General features: G+C 72.4%; 17 protein-coding genes. 10 read left to right on the top strand and 7 right to left on the bottom strand.

The window, feature by feature from the left end; all coding sequences use genetic code 11:
- Positions 1–73 precede the first annotated feature (73 nt).
- Together AB0B94_RS22615 and AB0B94_RS22620 are read right to left on the bottom strand one after the other, a co-directional pair.
- Complete coding sequence (locus AB0B94_RS22615) at positions 74–2,392, bottom strand: M64 family metallopeptidase (protein WP_357283309.1); 2,319 nt, start codon at positions 2,390–2,392, stop codon at positions 74–76.
- Positions 2,393–2,522: 130 nt separating this feature from the next.
- The gene (locus tag AB0B94_RS22620; protein WP_357283311.1) at positions 2,523–3,488 is read right to left on the bottom strand and encodes a hypothetical protein; all 966 of its coding nucleotides are present in this window, start codon (positions 3,486–3,488) and stop codon (positions 2,523–2,525) included.
- A gap of 145 nt (positions 3,489–3,633) precedes the next feature.
- On the opposite strand from AB0B94_RS22620, the gene AB0B94_RS22625 reads away from it, so the two are divergent.
- The 4 genes from AB0B94_RS22625 to AB0B94_RS22640 all read left to right on the top strand — a co-directional run bounded on the left by AB0B94_RS22625 (position 3,634) and on the right by AB0B94_RS22640 (position 7,633).
- Positions 3,634–4,746, top strand: coding sequence for a hypothetical protein (locus tag AB0B94_RS22625; protein WP_357283313.1), 1,113 nt, complete (start codon positions 3,634–3,636; stop codon positions 4,744–4,746).
- Between the two features lie 29 nt (positions 4,747–4,775).
- Positions 4,776–5,825, top strand: coding sequence for a nitronate monooxygenase (locus AB0B94_RS22630; protein WP_357283317.1), 1,050 nt, complete (start codon positions 4,776–4,778; stop codon positions 5,823–5,825).
- 67 nt (positions 5,826–5,892) lie between these two features.
- The gene (locus tag AB0B94_RS22635) at positions 5,893–6,984 is read left to right on the top strand and encodes an SRPBCC domain-containing protein (protein ID WP_357283320.1); all 1,092 of its coding nucleotides are present in this window, start codon (positions 5,893–5,895) and stop codon (positions 6,982–6,984) included.
- A 13-nt stretch (positions 6,985–6,997) separates the two neighbouring features.
- The gene (locus AB0B94_RS22640; protein ID WP_357283322.1) at positions 6,998–7,633 is read left to right on the top strand and encodes a hypothetical protein; all 636 of its coding nucleotides are present in this window, start codon (positions 6,998–7,000) and stop codon (positions 7,631–7,633) included.
- Positions 7,634–7,678: 45 nt separating this feature from the next.
- Here the strand turns inward: AB0B94_RS22640 and AB0B94_RS22645 are convergent, their stop codons facing one another.
- Positions 7,679–9,715, bottom strand: a complete 2,037-nt coding sequence (locus AB0B94_RS22645) for a glycosyl hydrolase family 28-related protein (protein WP_357283324.1) — start codon at positions 9,713–9,715, stop codon at positions 7,679–7,681.
- A 219-nt stretch (positions 9,716–9,934) separates the two neighbouring features.
- On the opposite strand from AB0B94_RS22645, the gene AB0B94_RS22650 reads away from it, so the two are divergent.
- From AB0B94_RS22650 to AB0B94_RS22660, 3 genes are all read left to right on the top strand, one after another.
- Positions 9,935–11,029 (top strand): PIN domain-containing protein, encoded by a 1,095-nt coding sequence (locus AB0B94_RS22650; protein ID WP_357283326.1) that lies wholly within the window; start codon positions 9,935–9,937, stop codon positions 11,027–11,029.
- 219 nt (positions 11,030–11,248) lie between these two features.
- Positions 11,249–11,470, top strand: a complete 222-nt coding sequence (locus AB0B94_RS22655) for a hypothetical protein (protein WP_030335934.1) — start codon at positions 11,249–11,251, stop codon at positions 11,468–11,470.
- A gap of 362 nt (positions 11,471–11,832) precedes the next feature.
- Positions 11,833–11,991 carry a hypothetical protein gene (locus AB0B94_RS22660; protein ID WP_357283328.1) on the top strand — a complete coding sequence of 53 codons (159 nt, stop codon included), beginning with the start codon at positions 11,833–11,835 and terminating at the stop codon, positions 11,989–11,991.
- A gap of 171 nt (positions 11,992–12,162) precedes the next feature.
- Here the strand turns inward: AB0B94_RS22660 and AB0B94_RS22665 are convergent, their stop codons facing one another.
- The 4 genes from AB0B94_RS22665 to AB0B94_RS22680 all read right to left on the bottom strand — a co-directional run bounded on the left by AB0B94_RS22665 (position 12,163) and on the right by AB0B94_RS22680 (position 16,042).
- Entirely contained in the window at positions 12,163–12,711 is a 549-nt protein-coding gene (locus tag AB0B94_RS22665; protein ID WP_357283331.1) for a DUF1062 domain-containing protein, read from the bottom strand.
- A 222-nt stretch (positions 12,712–12,933) separates the two neighbouring features.
- Complete coding sequence (locus AB0B94_RS22670; RefSeq protein ID WP_357283335.1) at positions 12,934–13,995, bottom strand: Gfo/Idh/MocA family oxidoreductase; 1,062 nt, start codon at positions 13,993–13,995, stop codon at positions 12,934–12,936.
- A gap of 101 nt (positions 13,996–14,096) precedes the next feature.
- Complete coding sequence (locus tag AB0B94_RS22675) at positions 14,097–14,762, bottom strand: response regulator transcription factor (protein ID WP_357283337.1); 666 nt, start codon at positions 14,760–14,762, stop codon at positions 14,097–14,099.
- Entirely contained in the window at positions 14,750–16,042 is a 1,293-nt protein-coding gene (locus AB0B94_RS22680) for a sensor domain-containing protein (RefSeq protein ID WP_357283339.1), read from the bottom strand. The genes AB0B94_RS22675 and AB0B94_RS22680 overlap by 13 nt, the downstream gene beginning before the upstream one ends.
- Before the next feature lie 162 nt (positions 16,043–16,204).
- Between AB0B94_RS22680 and AB0B94_RS22685 the strand changes: the two genes are divergently transcribed.
- The 3 genes from AB0B94_RS22685 to AB0B94_RS22695 all read left to right on the top strand — a co-directional run bounded on the left by AB0B94_RS22685 (position 16,205) and on the right by AB0B94_RS22695 (position 19,375).
- Entirely contained in the window at positions 16,205–16,900 is a 696-nt protein-coding gene (locus AB0B94_RS22685) for an SDR family NAD(P)-dependent oxidoreductase (protein WP_238669294.1), read from the top strand.
- Positions 16,897–18,528, top strand: a complete 1,632-nt coding sequence (locus AB0B94_RS22690) for an MFS transporter (protein WP_357283344.1) — start codon at positions 16,897–16,899, stop codon at positions 18,526–18,528. The genes AB0B94_RS22685 and AB0B94_RS22690 overlap by 4 nt, the downstream gene beginning before the upstream one ends.
- Before the next feature lie 79 nt (positions 18,529–18,607).
- The gene (locus AB0B94_RS22695; protein ID WP_357283346.1) at positions 18,608–19,375 is read left to right on the top strand and encodes a TetR/AcrR family transcriptional regulator; all 768 of its coding nucleotides are present in this window, start codon (positions 18,608–18,610) and stop codon (positions 19,373–19,375) included.
- The last annotated feature ends 20 nt before the right edge of the window (positions 19,376–19,395 follow it).

A 19,395-nucleotide genomic window follows, 5' to 3' on the forward strand; every position in this document is an offset into this window, starting at 1 on the left:
TGCTCAAGATCTGGAACGTTCCCGGCGGAAGCAGCACGTTCCCGGTAGTTGCGCTGATCCCGACGGCTGATCGTCATGCCGCCGGCGGCAGGGCGCGACGGCAATGGCCCGCTGCCGGATTCCGCACCGTGGTGGGTGCCCCCAGGTCGACAGGGGCCGGGCCGACCGAGCAGGTCAACGCGCCCACCTCGCCGCCGGCGAGGATGGGCGCCGATGCGGTGCCGGTCAGCGCCAGCGGCCCGGCCACCCGGGCCCCCACCATCGTGACGTGGTCGCTGGTGGCGGTCAGCGCCACCGCGCCGCGTACCTCGGTGTTCAGCACCTCGACGGCGGTGGCGCGGGACGCCGTCAGGTTTCCGGCGATCGACGAGCCCTGGGCGACGAGTGCGGCGCCGGGCGCGACGGTGACCGGGCCGGTCACGGTGGCCGCGCGCAGGCAGGTGACACCGGCGGCGACGGTCAGCGGGCCGGCGTGCCGGCCGCTGACCACTGTGGTGCAGGTCGGTGGCGGCGGGATCAGCGTGGCCACGAACGCGCGGGCCGGCCCGACGTTGCCGACGGCGTCGATGCCCCGGTACTCGACGCGGTGCCGGCCGTACCCGGCAGACCGCTCGGCGAACGGGGACACTGACAGGCCGCCCGAGCCGAGGTTGCCGTAGACCAGTCCGTCCACGTCGGTGCCCGTGGCGGTGAACAGGAACGGGGATCGGGCGTCGGTGGGCCAGCCGTAGTAGTTGTGCCACCCGTCGCCGTCGAGCCGGAACTCCGAGGTGACCTGGCCGGTGCCGTCGTCGGTGCCGGTCAACCCCATGGTGAACGGGGCGTTGTACACGTACTCGGTGGGTCGGCCGGGCCGGGTCGTGCTGAGCAGCGGTTCGGAGAGGGCGTACGCCACGTCGGGCCGCGTCGCGTCGACCGCCCAGGAACGGGTCACCGCCCTCCCGGTGCCCGGCTCGCTGACGCGCGCGGTCAGCCGGTGGGTGCCCCGCGACAGGCGCAGGGCGCCCAGGTCCACGTCCCGGTCGGTGCCGGTGTCAGCCACCGGTCGGCCATCGAGCGTCCAGCGCACGCGTGGCGCCCGATCGGTGGGCTGGCTGGTCCGCACGTACACCACGTCGTGCGCGCCGACCGGCCGGTCGGTCGCTGTGGACGCGGTGATCGCCAGCGGCGACTGCACCGTCGGGGTACGCACCGCGGTGTCCACGGTCCAGGAGCGGGTCTGGGTCAGCGCCGGTGAACTGCGGACCGCCGGGTCGCGGACGAACTCCGTCGGGTCGCTCACCGTGGCGGTCACCGTGTGCCGGCCGGGGGAGAGCCGTAGTTTCCGCAGGTCAAGGTGGCGGGCGTTGCCGGTACGCGGCACCGCCCTGCCGTCCACCGACCAGGTCACTGTCAGCGCGTGGCTCACCGGGTGCAGGGTGTCCACCCAGAGCAGCCGGTCCGCGCCGACCGCCTGATCGGTGGCCGTGCCGCCCTGCACGATGCCGACCCGGGCGGCGATCCGTTCGGTCATCCGCTCCCGGCCGACCTGGTCGAAGTAGAAGCCCAGGGACTTCATCATCGAGTGCCGGCTCGGTCGCCACACCCCACGCTGGAGGTACAGGCCGCCCTCGTGGCGGCCGATCGTTCCGCCCGCCTCGCTCGGCTCACCCAGCCAGCGCCACCACTTGGCCCGGGTGTCGCGCATCTGCCGCTCGGTCAGGACCGTGTGGTGCACCGAGTCCGGTTCCGGTCCGCTGTAGGTGTCGCCCGGCACCCCACGGCCGTAGTAGTCGTACTCGTCCTGCAAGCCACCGAGCGAGTGCCCCAGCTCGTGCGGGCTGATCAGCGCGGAGAGCGCGTTGCCACCGGAGGCGGTGGCGTTGCTGCCGCCGGCCCCACCGTAGGTGCCGCTGTTGGCCAGCGCGATCAGCTGGCGGTTACCGGGGTTGGTGCCGACGGCCAGGTCGGCGTACGCGTTGGCGGCGGTGCCGTCGACAGTGAGCAGGCGTTGCACGCTCGCCGGGTTGCAACCACCCCAGAAGCCCATGCCCAACGCGGTGTCGCGCCGCGGCTCGGACAGGCCGGGGTCACAGTCCACTCCGGACTCCGCCGAGACGATTTCCACGGCGTAGACGTTGAAGTAGCTGCGGTAGGACTTGAACGGCTCGATCGTCCACAGGGTGTTGAGGTGCCGGTCCACGTGTGCTCGGAAGGTCGGTAGGTCGGCCGCTGTGTAGCCGTCGCCCAGCAGCACCAGGTTGAACCGCGTCGCCGGGTCACCGGTGACCTGGATCGGCACCACGGTGGCGTCGGCCACCGGGACGGCGGCCGGTGTGGCGGCGGCCGGTGTGCCTACCGTCAGTCCCGCCGCGGCGAGCGCCGCGACACACAATCCCGCTCTGATCCGCACCCTGTGCCCCTTCCATGGCCGGTCGGCCCGGCGGTGCCGGGCCCGGCAGGGGCGCCGTCGTCCGGGCCTGCCGCGACAGTGGACATCTCGGACCGTACCGGTCTGCGCACCGACTGGTAACCCTCGGCGGTCAGTCGGCGGTCGCCTCGGGCGCGCTGCTCCGGCGGGTACCGGCGGCCAACCCCAGCGCCAGCAGCACGCACACCGCGCCGACCAGGAAGAGCAGCGAGGCGGCCGGCTGGCCCAGCCACTCCCAGTACGGGTGCCAGGCCGGGTGCGGCTCGCCGAGGTGGTGGTGCACCCACTGCGGTGCGGCCAGCAACACCGGCAGCCACCACAGCACAGTGGCCACACCGATCAGGCCGTTCACAGTGCCGCGGCTACGGCGTCCGTCGGTGCGTCGGCTGGCCCAGCCGAAGACCAGCCAGCCGGCCACCGCGCCCAGCACCGTGCCGAGCACTCCGGCGGGGATCACCAGTGGCGGTGGCGCGCGGTGCAGCTCGACCGAGAGGTAGCTGGCGTCGACGGCTGTCTGCGAGGAGATCGAGGCGTTCAGGATGGTGTCGCCACGTCGGGCGGTCAACGCGGTGTCGGTGACCGCCCGTGGGGTGGCGCAGATCTTGTCCGCGCAGCTGACCCGGTCGGACACCTGCGGTTCGTACACCCGCCAGCCGGCACCCGTCAGGCGCTCCCGGGCCACAGTGACGATCTGCTCGGCGGGCACCGGTGGGGCGCCGAGGGCGCCGGCGGCGGTGGCGCTCTCCTGATACTCGCCGCCGTCACCGAACACCAGGGTCTTGACGGTCCCCAGGCGCAGCGCGTGCCCGTAGACGACGAAAAGCGCCGGCGGGGTGTCGATCTCGCCCAGGTCGTGGCCGGGAAAGACCTCGGTGAGGATGGCGGCGGCCTCGGCCCGGTCAGGTTGCGGTCGGGACGTCTCCCAGGCGGCCCGGCTGGCCAGTGCGCCGGTGAAGAGGCCGCAGACGACAGCGGCGAGCGGCACCCACGCGACGGCGACGCCACCGGCCGGGCGGCCGAGGCGGCGCAGCAGCCGTCGTCCGAACCGGGTGGCCGGCGCGGTGTCGCTCACGGACATGTCCACCCTCCGGCGTGAAGATCAGGCGGAGCGACAGTACATCGACCAGGGGTTGCGGCGCGTCCCCCCGTTGACCGTCGGCCGTGGCCGGGATCGGCCAGGATAGGCGGGTGGCCGGTCACGGCCGCGACGAGGAGGGTGGGCGATGCGGGTACGCGGACGGTCGACCTGGGGGCGGCGTGCTCGTGCGGGGGCGGTGGTGACCGCGTTGCTCGCGGGCCTGGTGCCGCCGGCAGTGGTGCTGGTGCCGGGCGCCGCCACGGCGGGCGCGGCGGCGGGGACGCCGGTCTGCCAGGTGCGCGACGACCGGCTGCGCGAGATCTCCGGGATGGCCGCCACCGACGACGGGTACGTGGTGATCAACGACGGGGCCGACGACGAGGCCCGCCGCCGGATCTTCTTCCTCGACCAGCGTTGCGATGTGGTGCGCACCGTCTCCTTCCCGTCCCGGCCCCGCGACACCGAGGACCTGGCCATTGGCCGGGACGGCACCGTCTGGGTCGCCGACATCGGTGACAACGACCGCTCCCGACCGACTGTCGGGGTGTGGCGGCTCACGCCGGGGGCGAAGCAGCCGGTGCTGCACCGGATGACCTACCCGGACCGTCCGCACGACGCCGAGGCGCTGCTGCTCGACGCGTCCGGTCGGCCGCTGATCGTCACCAAGGGCGGCAGTGGCACTGTGTTCCTGTACGCGCCGGCGACAGCGCTGCGGCCGGACGCGACGACGCCGCTGACCGCGCTCGGCCAGGTGACACTGCCTTCGACCACTACCAGCAACCCGTTCTCGTTCCTGGGGCGCGGCGTGATCACCGGCGCGGCGACCGCGCCGGACGGACGGCGGGTGGTGCTGCGCAGCTACGCCGACGCCTTCGAGTACGACGTGCCCGACGGCGACGTGGTCCGCGCGTTGACCACCGGCACGCCGCGGATCACCCCCTTGCCGGACGAGCCGCAGGGCGAGTCGATCACCTACAGCCGCGACGGTCGTTCGTTGCTCACCGTCTCCGAGTCCGCCGGTCAAGCAGCCGGCACCCGTTCGACGATCCTGCGCTACCCGGCCACTGCCAGCACTGTCACCGCCGCGCCCGCCACCGAGTCCGTCGACCCGGTGTCGCCCACTGCGGTCCGTCCGGCCGCCGGAGAGGTCGGCGGGGGGAGCGGTCGGACCTGGCCGTTGGCCCTCGGCGCGGGAACGCTGCTGGTCCTGCTCGGGTTGGCAGGCGTGCTGCGGTGGCGGCACACCGCGCGCCGGTGAGCGGGCCACGCCTGCGGCAGGATGGGGCGATGTCCGTCCTGTCCACGTTGCGCCACCCGATCATCGCCGCCCCGATGGCCGGTGGCCCGTCCACGCCCACGCTGGTGGCCGCCGTGTCCGCAGCGGGTGGGCTGGGCTTTCTCGCCGCCGGGATGATCGACACCGGCCGGCTGCTCGCCGACGTCGCCGAGGTCCGTGCGGGTACCGATCGGCCGTTCGGTGTGAACCTCTTCCTGCCCGACCCCGGCGACGTCGACGAGGCCGCCGTCAGGGCGTACGCCGAACGACTCGCCCCGCAGGCCGCGCAACGCGGCGTGCGCCTGGGCGAGCCGGTGGGCGGCGACGACGCGTACCCGGAGAAGCTGGCCGCGCTGCTCGCGGACCCGGTCCCGGTCGTGTCCTTCGTGTTCGGGCTGCCCGACCGGGCGGCGGTGACCGCCCTGCGCGAGCGGGGCACCGAGGTGTGGGCCACCGTCACCCGCCCGGACGCCGCGAGCGCCGCCGCCGACCTGGGTGTGGACGCGGTGGTGGTGCAGGGCACCGAGGCCGGTGGGCATCGCGGCGGCCTGCCGGACGACGACGACTACGGGTTGCTGCCGCTGCTTCGGCTGGCCGCGGCCCGCTGTGACCGGCCGTTGGTGGCCGCGGGGGGCCTCGTCGACGGCCCCTCGGTGGCCGCCGTGCTGGCTGCCGGCGCCGCCGCCGCGCAACTCGGCACGGCCTTCCTGCGTTGCCCGGAGGCGGGCAGTTCGCCGATGCACCGGGCGGCGGTGGCCAGTACCGCGCCGACCGCGTTGACCCGGGCGTTCACCGGCAAGCGGGCCCGTGGCGTGGCGAACGACTTCCTGCGCCAGCACGACGCTGTGGCACCGAGCGGTTACCCCCAGGTGCTGCACCTGACCCGTCCCCTGCTCGCCGCTGCCCGGCGCGACGCGGACGCCTCGGTGGCCAACCTGTGGGCCGGGCAGGCGCACCCGCTGGCCCGGGACGTGTCGGCGGCGCAGGTGGTCGCCGAGGTGAGCGCCGACGCCCGGGCCGCGCTGGCCACAGTGGTCGAGCGGTCCAGCCGCTGGGGCTGACCAGGACGCCGGCAACCGGCTCGGGCGGGCGGGACAGGCCGGTCGGGCAACCCGTTAGAGTCTCGCCGTGATCGAGATCGGTGCGCAGGTCGACCTGTCCCACCCGGCTGAGCGGGTCTGGCGCGCTCTGACCGATCGGGAGTTGCTCGGCCGGTGGTTCGCCGAGGCCGAGATGGTCGAGGGCGTACCGGACCGGATGCTGCTGCACACCGCCGACCTGCCCGGCTTCGAGGCCAACGTCGAGGTCGAGGTGACCGAGCGGCAGGAGCCGGACCTGCTCGTGCTGGCCTGTGACGAGGCCGGTCGGCTCAGCGAGCTGACCTGCACGGTGACGACGACGAAGCAGGGCTGCCGGCTGGAGCTGCGGGAGGTCAGCACGCACGGCGCGTGGTCCGCCGAGCAGCACGAGCCGCGCGGGCAACAGCTCCGCCAGGCGCTGACGGTTCGGCTGCCGGCCATCCTCGACTGGCTCGCCTTCCAGCAGGTCGACCTGCGCCGGGCCGACGGTGGGATGACAGCGGAACTGCCGCTGATCGGCGTACGCGGCAAGGCCGGCCGCAACCCTCGTCGGCGGCGGACGCTGGTCGCCGTGGTCGCCGGGGCGGTGCTGGTGGCGGGGACCGCGGCATGGGTGACGTTGCCGCCCGACTCGACGCCGACCGCCGCGCCCGCGCCGACCGCGACCGCGTCGCCGACCGTGACGGCCGCCAGGACCACAGTCACGTCCACGGCTACCCCCTCGGCGCGTGCCTCCCGGGCAACCGCGTCGGCGACCACCCGGCCGAGCCGGACCCCGTCGGCGAAGCCCTCGCGGACGCCCGCGTCGGCTGCGCCACCTCCGCCACCGGCACCCGTCACGGCCCGCTACGAAACCGAATCCGACCGACTGTTCGGCTACACCGGCGAGATCGTGGTCGGCAACCCCGGCGGCGCACCGGTGGCGGACTGGGCTGTGGTGGTCACCCTCGCCGAAGGCACCACCGTCGACGACGTCGACGGCGCGAACTGGCGACAGGACAGGCGGGTCATCACCTTCACCGGGGCCGCCCTGGCGGCCGGGGGGTCCCAGACGATCAGCTTCGACGTCCGCGACAGCCGGCCGAAGGCCCGCGAACCGGAGAGCTGCACTATCGGCGGGCAACAGTGCGCGGGCCTCTGACTAGGCTGCCGTCATGGCACTGCTGCACAGGGCGACCCTGCACCCCACGAAACTGGACCTGCTGACGGCCTGGCTGCCCGACCGACAGTGGTTCGCCGGACCGACCGGCGTCGAGGTGGTGAGCCGGGGCGCCTACCGCTTCGACGACCCGGCCGGCGAGGTCGGCATCGAGACGATCCTGGTCGCCGCCGGCGACGGGCCGGTCCACCATGTCCCGCTCACCTACCGTGCCGCGCCCCTCGACGGCGCAGACGGCTGGCTGGTCGGCACCACCGAGCACTCGGTGCTCGGCCGGCGCTGGGTGTACGACGGCTGCGTCGACCCGGTGTACGCCGCCGCGCTCGCCCACGCGATCCTCACCGGCGGCGGCCAGGCGGAGCAGTACTTCGAGGTCGACGGCCGGCGCGAGGTGCGTGAGCCGACAGTGACTGTCGTCGTCGACGGCGTTGTCGACGCCCAGGTGCCGGCCGCCGGCGCGGTGCGACGGGTGGTCGACGAGGACCGCACGCTCATCGAGACCGACACCGTCGAGCTGGTCGTCGTGCGCCGGCCGGGGCCCGGGGCGGACGGGCCGGCCGGCGGCACGCTGAGTGGCAGGTGGGACGGTCAGTCCACGGCGGTGCCGCTGGCGTACGCCAGGACGCGCTGATCTGTGCGCGGTGGGCGGCCCGAGCGATCGGGCCGCCCACCGCTGTCACCACTGCGCCGGAGGCGGGGGCGGTGACACGGGCGGCCGGTCGTCGCAGGTGATGGTGTTTGGCAGCAACCACGGCGCGAGCCACCCGCCGTCGTTACCGCCCAGGTCGGTCACCGTGAACTCGGAACCGGCCGGGGTGAAGTGGAACGATCCGCAGTTGTTGACGCCGACCGCGCCAACGTTGCGGGCGTCCACGTTGGCGAACGAGGCGGACCCGGCCGCGCGGGCGCTGACCACCGAGGTGCCGGTGCCGTCGACCCGGACGTCCCGGAACCGCGCATCGGAGATCGAGTAGAGATCCTTCACCGGCCAGTCGCTGACCAGCATGATCGCGTTGTACGTGTTGTCCAGGTACGCGTCGCCGGTCACCTCGATGGGCGTCTCGATGCTGCGATCCAGGGCGAAGACCCAGATCGCGCCCAGCCCGATGTTCCAGTTCAGCTCGTACGTGCCGGCGCGGGCGGTGGTGTTGTTGGTGAACCGTAGGTGCCCGGTGAACGGCTCCGCGCCGAAGCGGGCCCCGGCGTGCAGGCCACTGCCCTCGCGTACCGGGTCGGCGACCAGGTTGTGCGAGACGGTGGTGTCGGTGCCGCCGTAGATGGCGATGCCGTTGGCCAGCGTCGGTGACTGCACGGTGTTGTGGTCGAACGTGTTCCGCGCGTTGGCCGTCTTCTCCGACCACATCGCCAGGCCGTCGTCGCCGGTGTTGCGGACGAAGTTGTGCGACACGAGGGAGTCGGTCACGCCGGTGTGGAAGTTGAGCGCGTCGGCGATCTGGTCGACGACGATGTTGTTGGTGACCCGGACGTTGCGCATCGGGCCGTCGAACCACAGGCCCGCCTTGGTGTGGCGCAGGTGCAGCCCGTCGATGGTGGAGTCGCTCATCGCCCCGCCGATCGCGTTGACCTGGTCGGTGTCGATGCGCTCGCGCACGTCGCCCTCGATGGCGAAGCCGGAGAGGTGCACGTTGCGGCTGCCGCCGTCGGCGGCGTCCCTACCGTAGAACCCGACTCCGGTGTGCACCGAGCCGTCCGGCGCGGGAGTCGGCAGTGCTACCTCGCGGCCCTTGATGGTGGTGTACCAGTTGCCGGCGCCCTCGATGGTCACGTCGTCGACGATGATGTGCCGGTTCACCTGGTAGGTGCCCGGCGGGATGTAGACCTTCAGGTGGGCGCGCCGGGCGAACGCGATGGCCCGGTCCAGTGCGGCGGCGGAGTCCCGCCGGCCGGTGGGGTCGGCGCCGAACGCGAGCACGTTCGCGGCGAGCAGCCGGACGTGCGGCGGCGCTACCAACTCGGAGTCGAGCAGGTCGATGACGGTCCAGGCGGCGGTGCTACCGGGCGGCGCGGTGAGCCGGACCTTGTCGCCGGCGGAGTAGGTACGTCCGAGCAGCAGCCGCTGCTCGTCGTAGAAGTGGGTGGGCCGGAACGGCTTGTCGATGCTCGGGTACGGGGTGGTGGCCGACGGCACGCACTGGCACTCGGTGATCCACCAGTCCGGGTGCAGCAGCCCGGCCTGGGGGTCGTTGGTGAACGGGTACTGGTTGTAGAGCCACGAGTACTGCGACGTGAGTGTCATGGTGCGCAGGTGTTTGCCGTTGACGGCGACCCGCAGCGGCGCGGTGATTCCACCGCCCTGCGGCGCGTCCGGGATGCTGTAGCGGACGGTGATCCCGTTCGCCGCGCTGGGCAGGACGAACTCCACGTACTGCCCGGGGGTGAGCCGGACCGCCCGGCGGCCGGATGCCTCCGCGGGCAACGTGTAGGCGCTCCGGTCGGGCCCGATGATCTCGCCGTTGGTGCGGGCGTTCTCCGCTTCCTGCTCGAGGAAGTCGACGTCCGCGCCGCGTCCGGCGACCAGCGCCGGATCGAGGGCGGCCCGGGTGACCACGGGCTGCGTGCCGGCGGAAGCGGGTGGACTGGCGGCGGCCCCTGTGGGCCCGGCGACCAGTACGGCGAGACCGGCCGCGAGCGCGACGGCGGTGCCGCCGGGCCGGCCGGGGCGTCCCCGCGCCGGCGTGAGGCTGCGAAACATCGGTGACCCTCCTGGGTGGGTGGTGGTGGAGGTCCGCCCGGCGTTCCCCCGACGCCCGACATTGATCGTCATGATGCAGCACTGCACAGGGCACTGCAAGACGCCTATCGAACAACGAAAATAAACGACTGTCAGGCCGCAAGAAACGGACGGTCGTCGAGTTGAGGTGTCGCGCGTCGCCTGCCCCGACCAGCTCACGCCCGGCGTAGGCTGATCCGCGTGGATCAAGAAGACCGGATTGCCCTCTTCCTCGACTACGAGAACCTCGCGTTGGGCGCGCGCGACCATCGCGGCGGCGCGGCCTTCGACTTCCGGCCCATCGCCGACGCGCTGGCCGAACGAGGTCGGGTGGTGGTCCGCCGGGCGTACGCCGACTGGTCCTACTTCGACGAGGACCGCCGGATGCTCACCCGGTCCCACGTCGAGCTGATCGAGATCCCGCAGCGGATGGGCGCGTCCCGTAAGAACGCCGCGGACATCAAGATGGCGGTCGACGCGATCGAGTTGGCGTTCGAACGCGACTACATCTCCACCTTCGTGATCTGTAGTGGTGACAGCGACTTCACCCCGCTGGTGCACAAGCTGCGCGAGCTGAACAAGCGGGTCATCGGCGTCGGGGTCGAGGGGTCCACCTCGGCGCTGCTTCCCCCGGCGTGCGACGAGTTCCTCTACTACGACCGGCTGGAGGGCGTGGACATCCCGCCGGCCCGTGGCCGGCGCGCTCGTCCCACCACCCGGCAGGCCGGCGCGGAGCAACGCCCACCTGAGCCGGAGCGGGAGCACGAGCCGGAGGTGGACCGGCGGCCGGCGGGGGAGGAGCCCGGCCGCGACGCCGACGCCCTCGCCGTGCTCGTCGCCCAGTCGGTCGCCGGGTTGCAGGGCAGCGCCAACGGTGAGGTCACCGCCTCCCGGCTCAAGCGGACCCTGCTGCGCAAGGACCCGACCTTCAGCGAGTCCGACTACGGCTTCCGCACCTTCGGCGAACTGCTGCGCCACCTCGCCGAGCGCAACGTGATCGAGTTGGCCGAGGGTCCGGCGAAGGGTGACCCCGAGGTCTCGCTGCCCGAGCACGGCGACCGGGAGGTGGCCTTCGGCCTGCTCCGGGGCGTCGTGGCGGACCTGGGCAGTGGCGGCAACCCGGTGGCGTTGTCCGGGTTGAAGAACCAGGTGCGCCGGGCCCGCCCCGACTTCAGCGAGAAGAAACTCGGCTACCGCAGCTTCCTGCAGTTCTGCAAGGCCGCCGCCACCGCCGGCGTACTGGAGCTGCGCTGGAGCCCGGAAGCCGACGACTACCTTCTGACGACCCAAACCTGACCTCCCGCCCCGTCTCGACATCGGCTGGGGACGGGAGTTGCGGGGAGGGTGCAGAGTGGGGCGGGGTTCCTGATTCGCAAGTCAGGAGCGGGAGAACCGCCCGTTATGGTTTCGAACCGTCAACGGTTGGCCCGAAATGCGCCTGGATTGTCGCCCTTGCCCCGGTCCGGGCATACCTGCGCCGTACCCTCGGCGCGGGAATTGCTATACGGTCGGCGAATGAAGGTGGAGGAGCACTGGTGGAACGGAGACACGACCCCGCGCGGGCGCCGGGACGTGTACATCCGTACTGACGGGCAGGGTTGGGAGGTCCGCGCCCAGATCGGTGGGGCGTCGGGTCGTGAGCGGGTGCAGCAGTGCCCAAGCCGGGCCTCGGCGGCCATCCTCGCCGACGCCTGGCGCGGCACCCACCCATCCTGGCGCGAGCTGAAGCAGCGCTGATCCGGCACCGGGCCGGGTCGGCAACGCTCCCGGGCTCCAGCCCGGCGCGCCGCCGACCGGCCCGGCGCTCGGTAGCCACTTACCAACTCGGCTGAAATCAGCTCGCAGGTCATCTCTTCTGCAGCATGACGGAAGCAACGTCTGCCAGAAGCGCCAGCGCCCAGCCCAATCGCGGGCAGCGGTTGTGTACTTCCTGGTGGGCCGGCTCAACTACTCATCAGTGATCAAGTGATGAAAAGTAGGTCCCGGGCAGCGGATTGAGCTTTTTTCATCACTTGATCACGGGATTGCGGCGGTTTCCGTGTCTCCGCCCTCAGGCGGGGTACACGGAGGTCCGCCGGTCGCGCCCGATGGAGGTCCCCATGTCGCAGGGTCCCGAGGAGGAGAACCCCACGCTCGACGAGGAGATCCGGGAGGCCGAGCGGCGGCTCGCCGACCTCGCCACCTCCTCGGACGACGCGTTGACCGACGACGACGCCCGGGTGCCGGACGAGGCCCGCTCCGAGCGGAACGCGGACTAAGAAGGACCGAACCGGACAGCAGGCGTGATCCACTCGACTTCGGTGAAACTGCGGTGTTGGAGGCGGTCTGATACCGCGTCTTCACGGAAACCGAGTCGATCAACGTGCTGGTAGCCCAAGGAGCTGCCAAGGGCCTGCCCGGCGTCGTGCCGGACAGGCCCCGAGGGCGGGTCAGCGCTTGAGCGTGAAGGCGAAGTCGCCGGAGAGCTTCCCGCTCAACCGGAGCGCCGAAACCACCTTCCCCTCCGCGATGAGCCGACCGACTTCGCCCCGTGACAGACCGAAACCGTCAGCGATCAGTCGGGTCGGTCGGACCGGGATTCGCGCCGCGTTGCGGACCGCGACGTCGATCACGTCGAGGTCCAGGTGATCCGATCCGCCGGTGTCGAGACGCCAGGCGTCGTCCCAGTCCAAGGCGAATCGGTTGCGGTGCTGGACGTCCGGATCCTGGAGCAGCTCGGCGATCAGGCCGCGATCGTTGGCGTGGAGCCGGTCCAGCAGCTCGGGTGGGATGGTGCGCACCGTCATCCGGTCCAGAACGGTGAGCTTCGCCGTCTCCCCGCACTCGGTGCAGAGCACGAGAAGCCAGACGTCGATGAGCTTGTGGTTGGCGTTGACCCGGAACTTGCCGCTCGCCCGAAGGCATCGGGAAGCGCACGCGTGGCAACGGCGGCGAACGATGGGCAGGCAGGTGGGCACGACGGCCCAATGAATGAGCACAGAGGTACACCGGTTTCAGTGAGAAAGTCCGCAGCAAAAAGGAGCGCGGCGCACAGGCGCGACGCGCGACAGATCAGCTCTCGGGAGGTCTCACAGGGTGTACAACGGCACGTCCTTGCCTAGACGACCTGGTTGCGCAGCACGGTAACGGCGCACGGCGGCACCGCTCCACCGGTTTTTGCGTACGCGTCAGGAGCCCGGGTGGCGGGACGTGCGAACCGCTCAGGCGGTCGGGACCGGCAGCACCACGCCCTCGGCCGCCGACCGGTGGGCCAGCTCGATCAACTCGACAGTGTGGACGGAGTCCCGCGGGTCCACCGGCATCGGCGCGCCGTCGCGCAGCGCAGCCGCCACCTGGGCGTAGAAGCTCTGGTACGCGCCGGGTTCGGTCGGCACCGGCCGCAGGTCACCGTCGACGCCGAGCAGGCCGTAGCGGTCCGGCGGGACCTCGCCCCAGCCCGGCTGGTCCGGTCGGCCACCGTCGTGCAGCGCCGCCTCCTGCACGTCCAGCCCGTAGCTGGTGTAGCCGGCCCGGTCGCCCAGCACCCGCAGGCGCGGCCCGAGCTGAGCTGTCACCGCGCCCATCCACAGATGCGAGTGGACCCCGTTGGCGTGGGTCAACGCCACGAAGGCGTCGTCGTCGACGGCCGCGCCCGCGCGGCGACGATCCACCTCCGCGTAGACCCGCTCGACAGGGCCGAACAGCTGCACCGCCTGGTCGACGAGGTGGGCGCCGAGGTCGAAGAGGGCACCGCCGGCCTCCTCCGGACCGGCGAGCTCCCGCCAGCCCGGCTTGATCGTCGGACGGAATCGCTCGAACCTCGACTCGAAGCGCAGCACCTGCCCCAACTCGCCCTGCTCGACCAGGCGGCGGACGGTCAGGAAGTCGCCGTCCCAGCGCCGGTTCTGAAAGACCGTCAGCGGCACCCCACGCTCGGTGGCCTCGTCGATCAGCACGCGGCCCTCCGCGGCGGTAGGGGAGAGGGGCTTGTCGACGACGACAGGCAGGCCGGCGGCGAGCGCCGCGCGCGCCATCGGCACGTGCTGCCGGTTCGGCGTCGCCACCACTACCAGGTCCAGGGCATCCGGGGTACGCCACAGCTCGTCGGCGTCGTCGACCAGGCGGGCGTCCGGGAAGTGCTGCCGCGCCTGCTCGCGTCGCTGCGGATCACGGGTCACGATGGCGTCGAGCCGCAGCCCGGGAGTCGCCGCGATCAGCGGCGCGTGGAACACCCGGCCCGCCAGCCCGTACCCCAGCAGACCAACCCGCAACGCCTTCGCCATGCCGTGCCCCCGTCTTGATGGTCGGCGCCCTGACCTGGCGTCGTACCGCTGAGGAGAATCTACGCCGAGGGCGGTCGGGCCCGATCTCGGCCCAGCGCCGGTCAGGTCACCGGGTCGGCGCGCAGGTAGGTGAGGACCGCGAGCACCCGCCGGTTGGTGTCGTCGCTGGGGGGCAGGTCGAGCTTCAGCAGGATGTTGCCGACGTGCTTGCCGACCGCTGCCTCGCTGACGTGCAACCGACCGGCGATCGACGCGTTGGACCGCCCCTCGGCGAGCAGCGCCAACACCTCGCGTTCCCGGGCGGACAGCGCGGCGAGCGGGTCGCGGGGGCGGTGCAGAAGCTGCCGGACCACGTCCGGGTCGATGGCGGTGCCGCCAGCGGCGACCCGGCGCAGCGTGTCGACGAACTCGGTGACCTCGGCGATCCGGTCCTTGAGCAGATAGCCGACACGCTGGCCGTCGCCGCTGTCCAGCAGCGCCGCCGCGTACCCGGTCTGCACGTACTGGCTGAGCACCACGACCGGGAGGTCCGGTCGCTCGGTGCGCAGCGTGACCGCCGCGCGCAGCCCGTCGTCGCGGCGGCCCGGCGGCATCCGAATGTCGGTCAGCACCAGGTCCGGCTGGTGGTCGCGGGCCGCCGCCAGCAGATCCGATGCGGAGCCGACGGCCGCGCACACTGTGAAGTCGAAGCGGGTCAGCAGCGCGACCAGACCCTCCCGCAGCAGCACCTCGTCCTCGGCGAGCACCACCCGGGTCACCGACGACATGGCAGCTCCACCCGGACCACTGTAGGGCCGCCGGGCGGGCTGGACAGCAGTAGCCGGCCGTCCACGGCGGCGACCCGGTCGGCGAGCCCGGTCAGGCCGCTGCCCCGGGCCGGGTCGGCGCCGCCGTTACCGTCGTCGGTCACCTTGACGACCAGGTCACCGCCGGCCCGGGTGAGGCGTACGTCGGCGCGGGTCGCCCTGGCGTGCCGGGCCACGTTGCCCAGCGCCTCGGAGACCACGAAGTAGGCGGTGGTCTCCACTATCTCCGGCAGCTCGTCGTGCGGGTCGGCGTGCACGGTGACCGGGATGGTGGCGGCATCGGCCAGCTCGCGTACGGCGCCGGCCAGGCCCAGGTCGGTGAGGCTCTGCGGTCGGATGCCGTGCACCAACTGCCGCAACATCACCATCAGACCCCGGGCCTGGTCGTGCGCCACCGCGAGTGGTCGGGAGGCGGGGGAGTCCTCGGGTACGTCCAGCCGGGCCAGCCCCAGCTGGAGGGTGAGACTGGTGAGCCGCGGCTGTGCGCCGTCGTGCAGGTCGCGCTCGATGCGGCGGCGTTCGGCCTCGTACGCGCCGACCAGTCGGGTGCGGGAGCGGGTGACCTCGCGCAGCGCCGCCGCGTCCACCGGCCGGGCCAGCACCCACCGCGCCACGGCCGCCTGGACGGCGGCGAGCAGACCGACGGCGTACCAGAGCACCGGGATCAGCAGCACCCCCACGATCGCGTACGGAATGGCTTCGCCGGTGCTGTCGATCGGCTGCCAGATCACCACCGGCTGGTTGGCGTCGCCGGCCAGCCAGGGGCTGGAGATCATCCCGAGGTCGAGCAGCACCAGCACCAGGAACACCCAGTACGCGACCGGCGTGAACCCGCCCAGCCAGAACAGGTACGCCACCTCCCGCCAGGCGGCGGCGCTGCGGTAGCGGGCGACCAGGCCCGGCCACGGCGACGAGGGCAGCGGACGGTTGTCGACCAGCCGGACCCGCCACCGCTCGACGGCGGCCACCGGGAAGCTCACGATCGGAGCCAACGCCAGCAGGGTGAGGCTGCCGATCGCCAGGAACAGCAGCAGCGCGATGCTCGGCGGTCGACCGTGCAGGCGCAGCGAGTTGGCGGCGGCCAGCAGGGGCGCGCCGATGACGAGCAGCCCGACGCCGAGCACGCCGGCGATCGGCACCGTCGTCACCAGGTAGGCCAGCGCGCGCCAGGGCCACGCGGAGAGCAGCCAGCGGCGGCGGCGTAGCGCCTCGGCCAGGTGCGAAGGGTGTTCCGTGGTCATGCAGCAGACGCTAATCGGGAGCGACCGGGTGCCCCAGCCGTCCAGATCCACTCTTCGGGGTATGCCCAGCACTACCGGCGAACGGGTGTGCGGGATCCGGAAACGGGAAGAACGCGCCGTCACGCGCCCCGCGTGACCTGTGCTGGCGGCGGCTGGAGAGACATGGGTGCCAGAACCTTCGTGGTGGTCGGCGGGACCAGCGGTCTCGGCCTCGCGGTGGCCCGACTGCTCGTCGACGAGCATCAGGTGGTGGTGTTCGGCAACGTGCCGGCCGAGGTCGCCGCCGTGACCGACGAGCTGGGTTGCGACGGCGCCGTCTGCGACATCTCCTCCTACGAGCAGGTCCGCGACTCCTTCGCCGAGGTGGTCGAGCGCTACGGCGCGATCGACGGGGTGGCGGCCTGCGCCTCCATGTGGGCGGGCGGCGACCTGGGGGACCTGTCGGTGGAACACATCCGGCGGGCCGTGGAGATCAACGTTCTGGGTATCACGTACCTGCTGCGGGAGGCGGTGCAGCACCTGCACCGGCAGGGTCACGGCAACGTCGTCTACATCGGCGCGCTGGCGCTGGCGGCCCCCCGGCCCGGCATCCCCGTCTACCGGGCCACCAAGAGCTACGGCAACAGCCTTGTCGATTCGCTGGCCGAGGCCCAGCACAGCAACCGGGTGAAGGTGATGCAGCTGCATCCCGGGCCGATGCCGACTCGGCTACAGGAACGGGTGGGCGCCGAGTTCCTGGACGAGGTGTACGCCATGCCCGAACAGGTCGCCACCGAGGTCGTCCGGCTGCTGCTGCTCGAACCCGACGACCTCTACGTCTCCGGTGAGCGCGTGCTGCGCGCGGACGGGCGGTGGTGACTGCCGCAGCCGGACCCGCCGACCGTCCGGCCTCGGCCTGGGCGCCGCTGCGGACGGCGGTCTACCGCAACCTGTGGCTGGCCCTGCTCGCCGCCAACATCGGCACCTGGATGCAGACCGTCGGCGCGCAGTGGCTGCTGATCAACCATTCCAACGCCTCCACCCTCGTCGCGTTGGTGCAGACCGCCAGTCTGCTGCCGGTGCTGCTGCTGGCGTTGCCCGCCGGGGTGCTCGCCGACAGCTTCGACCGCCGGCACCTGCTGATCGCCGTGCAGCTGTTCCTGGTGGCGGTGGCGGTGGCGTTGGCGCTGCTCACCCTGACCGGCCGGATGCCGCCAGCACTGCTGCTGACCCTCACCTTCGCGTTCGGGGTCGGGCAGGCGTTGACCCTGCCGGCCTGGGCGGCGGTGATCCCGGAGCTGGTGCCGCAGGAGCAACTGCGGTCGGCGTCCGCGTTGGGTTCGATAAGCGTGAACGTGGCGAGGGCGGTCGGGCCAGCGGTGGCCGGCGTGCTGATCGCCCGGACCGGCGTCGCGCCGGTCTTCGGCATCAACGCGGTCGCCTTCGGGATCTTCGCGTACGCGCTGTGGCGCTGGCGGCCCGGCAACGCCCGTGCGGTCGAGGTGCCCGAGCGGTTCACCGCCGCGCTGCGGGCCGGCAGCCGCTACGTCCGCCACTCGCCGACCGTACGCCGGCTGTTGCGCCGTGCACTGGTCTTCGTGGTCCCGGCCAGCGCGCTGTGGGCGTTGCTGCCGTTGGTGGCGAGTCGGCGGCTGGGGCTGGGCTCCGGCGGGTACGGGGTGCTGCTGGCCGCTCTCGGTGTGGGCGCCATCGCGGGTGGCGTGCTGCTGGCGGTGATCCGCACCCGGCTGTCGGCCAACCAGCTCCTGCTGATCGCCGGGGCGCTGTTCACAGTGGCGCTGACAGTGGTCGGCACCGTGCGGGTGGTGCCGCTGGTGCTGCTCGCCCTGCTGCCCGCCGGGGCGGCCTGGGTGACGGTGCTGGCCAACGTCAACGCCGAGATGCAGCTCTTCCTGCCCAGTTGGGTACGGGCCCGGGGCCTGGCCGTCTACCAGGTGTGCTTCGCCGGTGGGCAGGCGGCCGGCGCGCTGCTCTGGGGGTTGGTGGCCGACATGGGCGGGCTGGTCCTCGCGTACCTGGTGGCGGCGGTGCTGATGCTTGGCGGCACCCTGACGAGTCGGATCTGGCCGTTGCCGGACCTGCGGTCGGTGAACCGGGAACCGGCGGCGTACTGGCCACAACTGCACCTGGCGCGCGAGCCGGACCCTGGGGTGGGGCCGGTGCTGGTGACGGTGCAGTACACAGTCCGGCCGGAGCGGGCCCAACGGTTCCTGGCGGCGATGGACCTGGTGCGTGGCGCGCGGCAGCGGACCGGCGCGATGCGCTGGGGGCTGTTCCGCCCGGCCGAGACGGTGGACCGGTTCGTCGAGGTGTATCTGGTGCCGTCCTGGGACGAGCACCTGCGCCAGCACGGTGGCCGGTTGACCGGTGAGGACCGCGCGGCCGAGCAACGGGCCCGGGAGCTGACCGACGGAGAGCCGGAGGTCCGACACCTGGTGCCCGCCGCCGCCGGACCGACGCTGTCCGACGACAGCGAGGCGCTCTGACAGCGCGCGGGGACCGGGGAGCAGCCCGCCGGCCGTGCGGGCGTACCGCGTACGGCCGCGTTGTTAGGATGGCCGCACCATGGCTAGTGAGCGCAAGGCGACCGCGGACCCGGCCCGCAGCCTGGCCCTTCTCTGGCGCACCCGGGAGCCGACCAGCCGCAGCGCCGGTCCGGCGCTCAGCGTCGACCGGATCGTCCGGGTCGCTATCGACATCGCCGACGCGGAAGGGCTCGACGCGCTGACCATGCGCCGGGTCGGTGAGGCGCTGGGGGTCGGCACGATGTCCGTCTACACCTACGTGCCGGGCAAAGCCGAACTCGTCGCCGTCATGATCGACACCGCGTACGGCGAGATGCCGCGCCCCGCCGTCGAGGGCGACTGGCGAACCAGGCTGGACCGGATCGCCCGCGACAATCTGGCGCTCTACCAGCGGCATCCCTGGATGCTGCGGGCCGAGACGACCCGACCGGTGCTCGGCCCGCACCTGATGGCCAAGTACGACTACGAGCTCGCCGCGATCGTCGACATCGGGCTCACCGACGTCGAGGTCGACGCGGTGCTCACCCTCGTGCTGGCTCACGTGAAGAGCGCCGCCCGGGCCGCCTCCGAGGTGGTGGACCTGGAGCGCGAGACCGGCATGACCGACAGTCAGTGGTGGCAGTCGCACGCGCCCTGGCTGGAGACCTTCCTGAAGCCCGGCGCCTACCCGACCGCGTCCCGGGTCGGCACCGCTGCCGGCCAGCAGCACGGCGCCGCGTACGGCCCGGAGTACGCGTTCGAGTTCGGTCTGCAACGCGTCCTCGACGGGATCTCGGTGGTGGTCGCCGAGCGGGCGGCCAACCGGTAGCCGGCCCCGGGTCGGGGGGA

The organism is Micromonospora sp. NPDC048986, assembly GCF_040649335.1.
In the GTDB taxonomy this organism is placed as follows: domain Bacteria; phylum Actinomycetota; class Actinomycetes; order Mycobacteriales; family Micromonosporaceae; genus Micromonospora; species Micromonospora alfalfae.

What these genes read in the sequence shown, in the direction of transcription:
- AB0B94_RS22675 (WP_357283337.1), bottom strand. Translation starts at nt 14,762, where the DNA reads ATGTCGTCGGTGACCCGGGTGGTGCTCGCCGAGGACGAGGTGCTGCTG.
- AB0B94_RS22645 (WP_357283324.1), bottom strand. Translation starts at nt 9,715, where the DNA reads ATGTTTCGCAGCCTCACGCCGGCGCGGGGACGCCCCGGCCGGCCCGGC.
- AB0B94_RS22660 (WP_357283328.1), top strand. Translation starts at nt 11,833, where the DNA reads ATGTCGCAGGGTCCCGAGGAGGAGAACCCCACGCTCGACGAGGAGATC.
- AB0B94_RS22630 (WP_357283317.1), top strand. Translation starts at nt 4,776, where the DNA reads ATGTCCGTCCTGTCCACGTTGCGCCACCCGATCATCGCCGCCCCGATG.
- AB0B94_RS22625 (WP_357283313.1), top strand. Translation starts at nt 3,634, where the DNA reads ATGCGGGTACGCGGACGGTCGACCTGGGGGCGGCGTGCTCGTGCGGGG.
- AB0B94_RS22655 (WP_030335934.1), top strand. Translation starts at nt 11,249, where the DNA reads ATGAAGGTGGAGGAGCACTGGTGGAACGGAGACACGACCCCGCGCGGG.
- AB0B94_RS22640 (WP_357283322.1), top strand. Translation starts at nt 6,998, where the DNA reads ATGGCACTGCTGCACAGGGCGACCCTGCACCCCACGAAACTGGACCTG.
- AB0B94_RS22685 (WP_238669294.1), top strand. Translation starts at nt 16,205, where the DNA reads ATGGGTGCCAGAACCTTCGTGGTGGTCGGCGGGACCAGCGGTCTCGGC.
- AB0B94_RS22620 (WP_357283311.1), bottom strand. Translation starts at nt 3,488, where the DNA reads ATGTCCGTGAGCGACACCGCGCCGGCCACCCGGTTCGGACGACGGCTG.
- AB0B94_RS22680 (WP_357283339.1), bottom strand. Translation starts at nt 16,042, where the DNA reads ATGACCACGGAACACCCTTCGCACCTGGCCGAGGCGCTACGCCGCCGC.
- AB0B94_RS22670 (WP_357283335.1), bottom strand. Translation starts at nt 13,995, where the DNA reads ATGGCGAAGGCGTTGCGGGTTGGTCTGCTGGGGTACGGGCTGGCGGGC.
- AB0B94_RS22695 (WP_357283346.1), top strand. Translation starts at nt 18,608, where the DNA reads ATGGCTAGTGAGCGCAAGGCGACCGCGGACCCGGCCCGCAGCCTGGCC.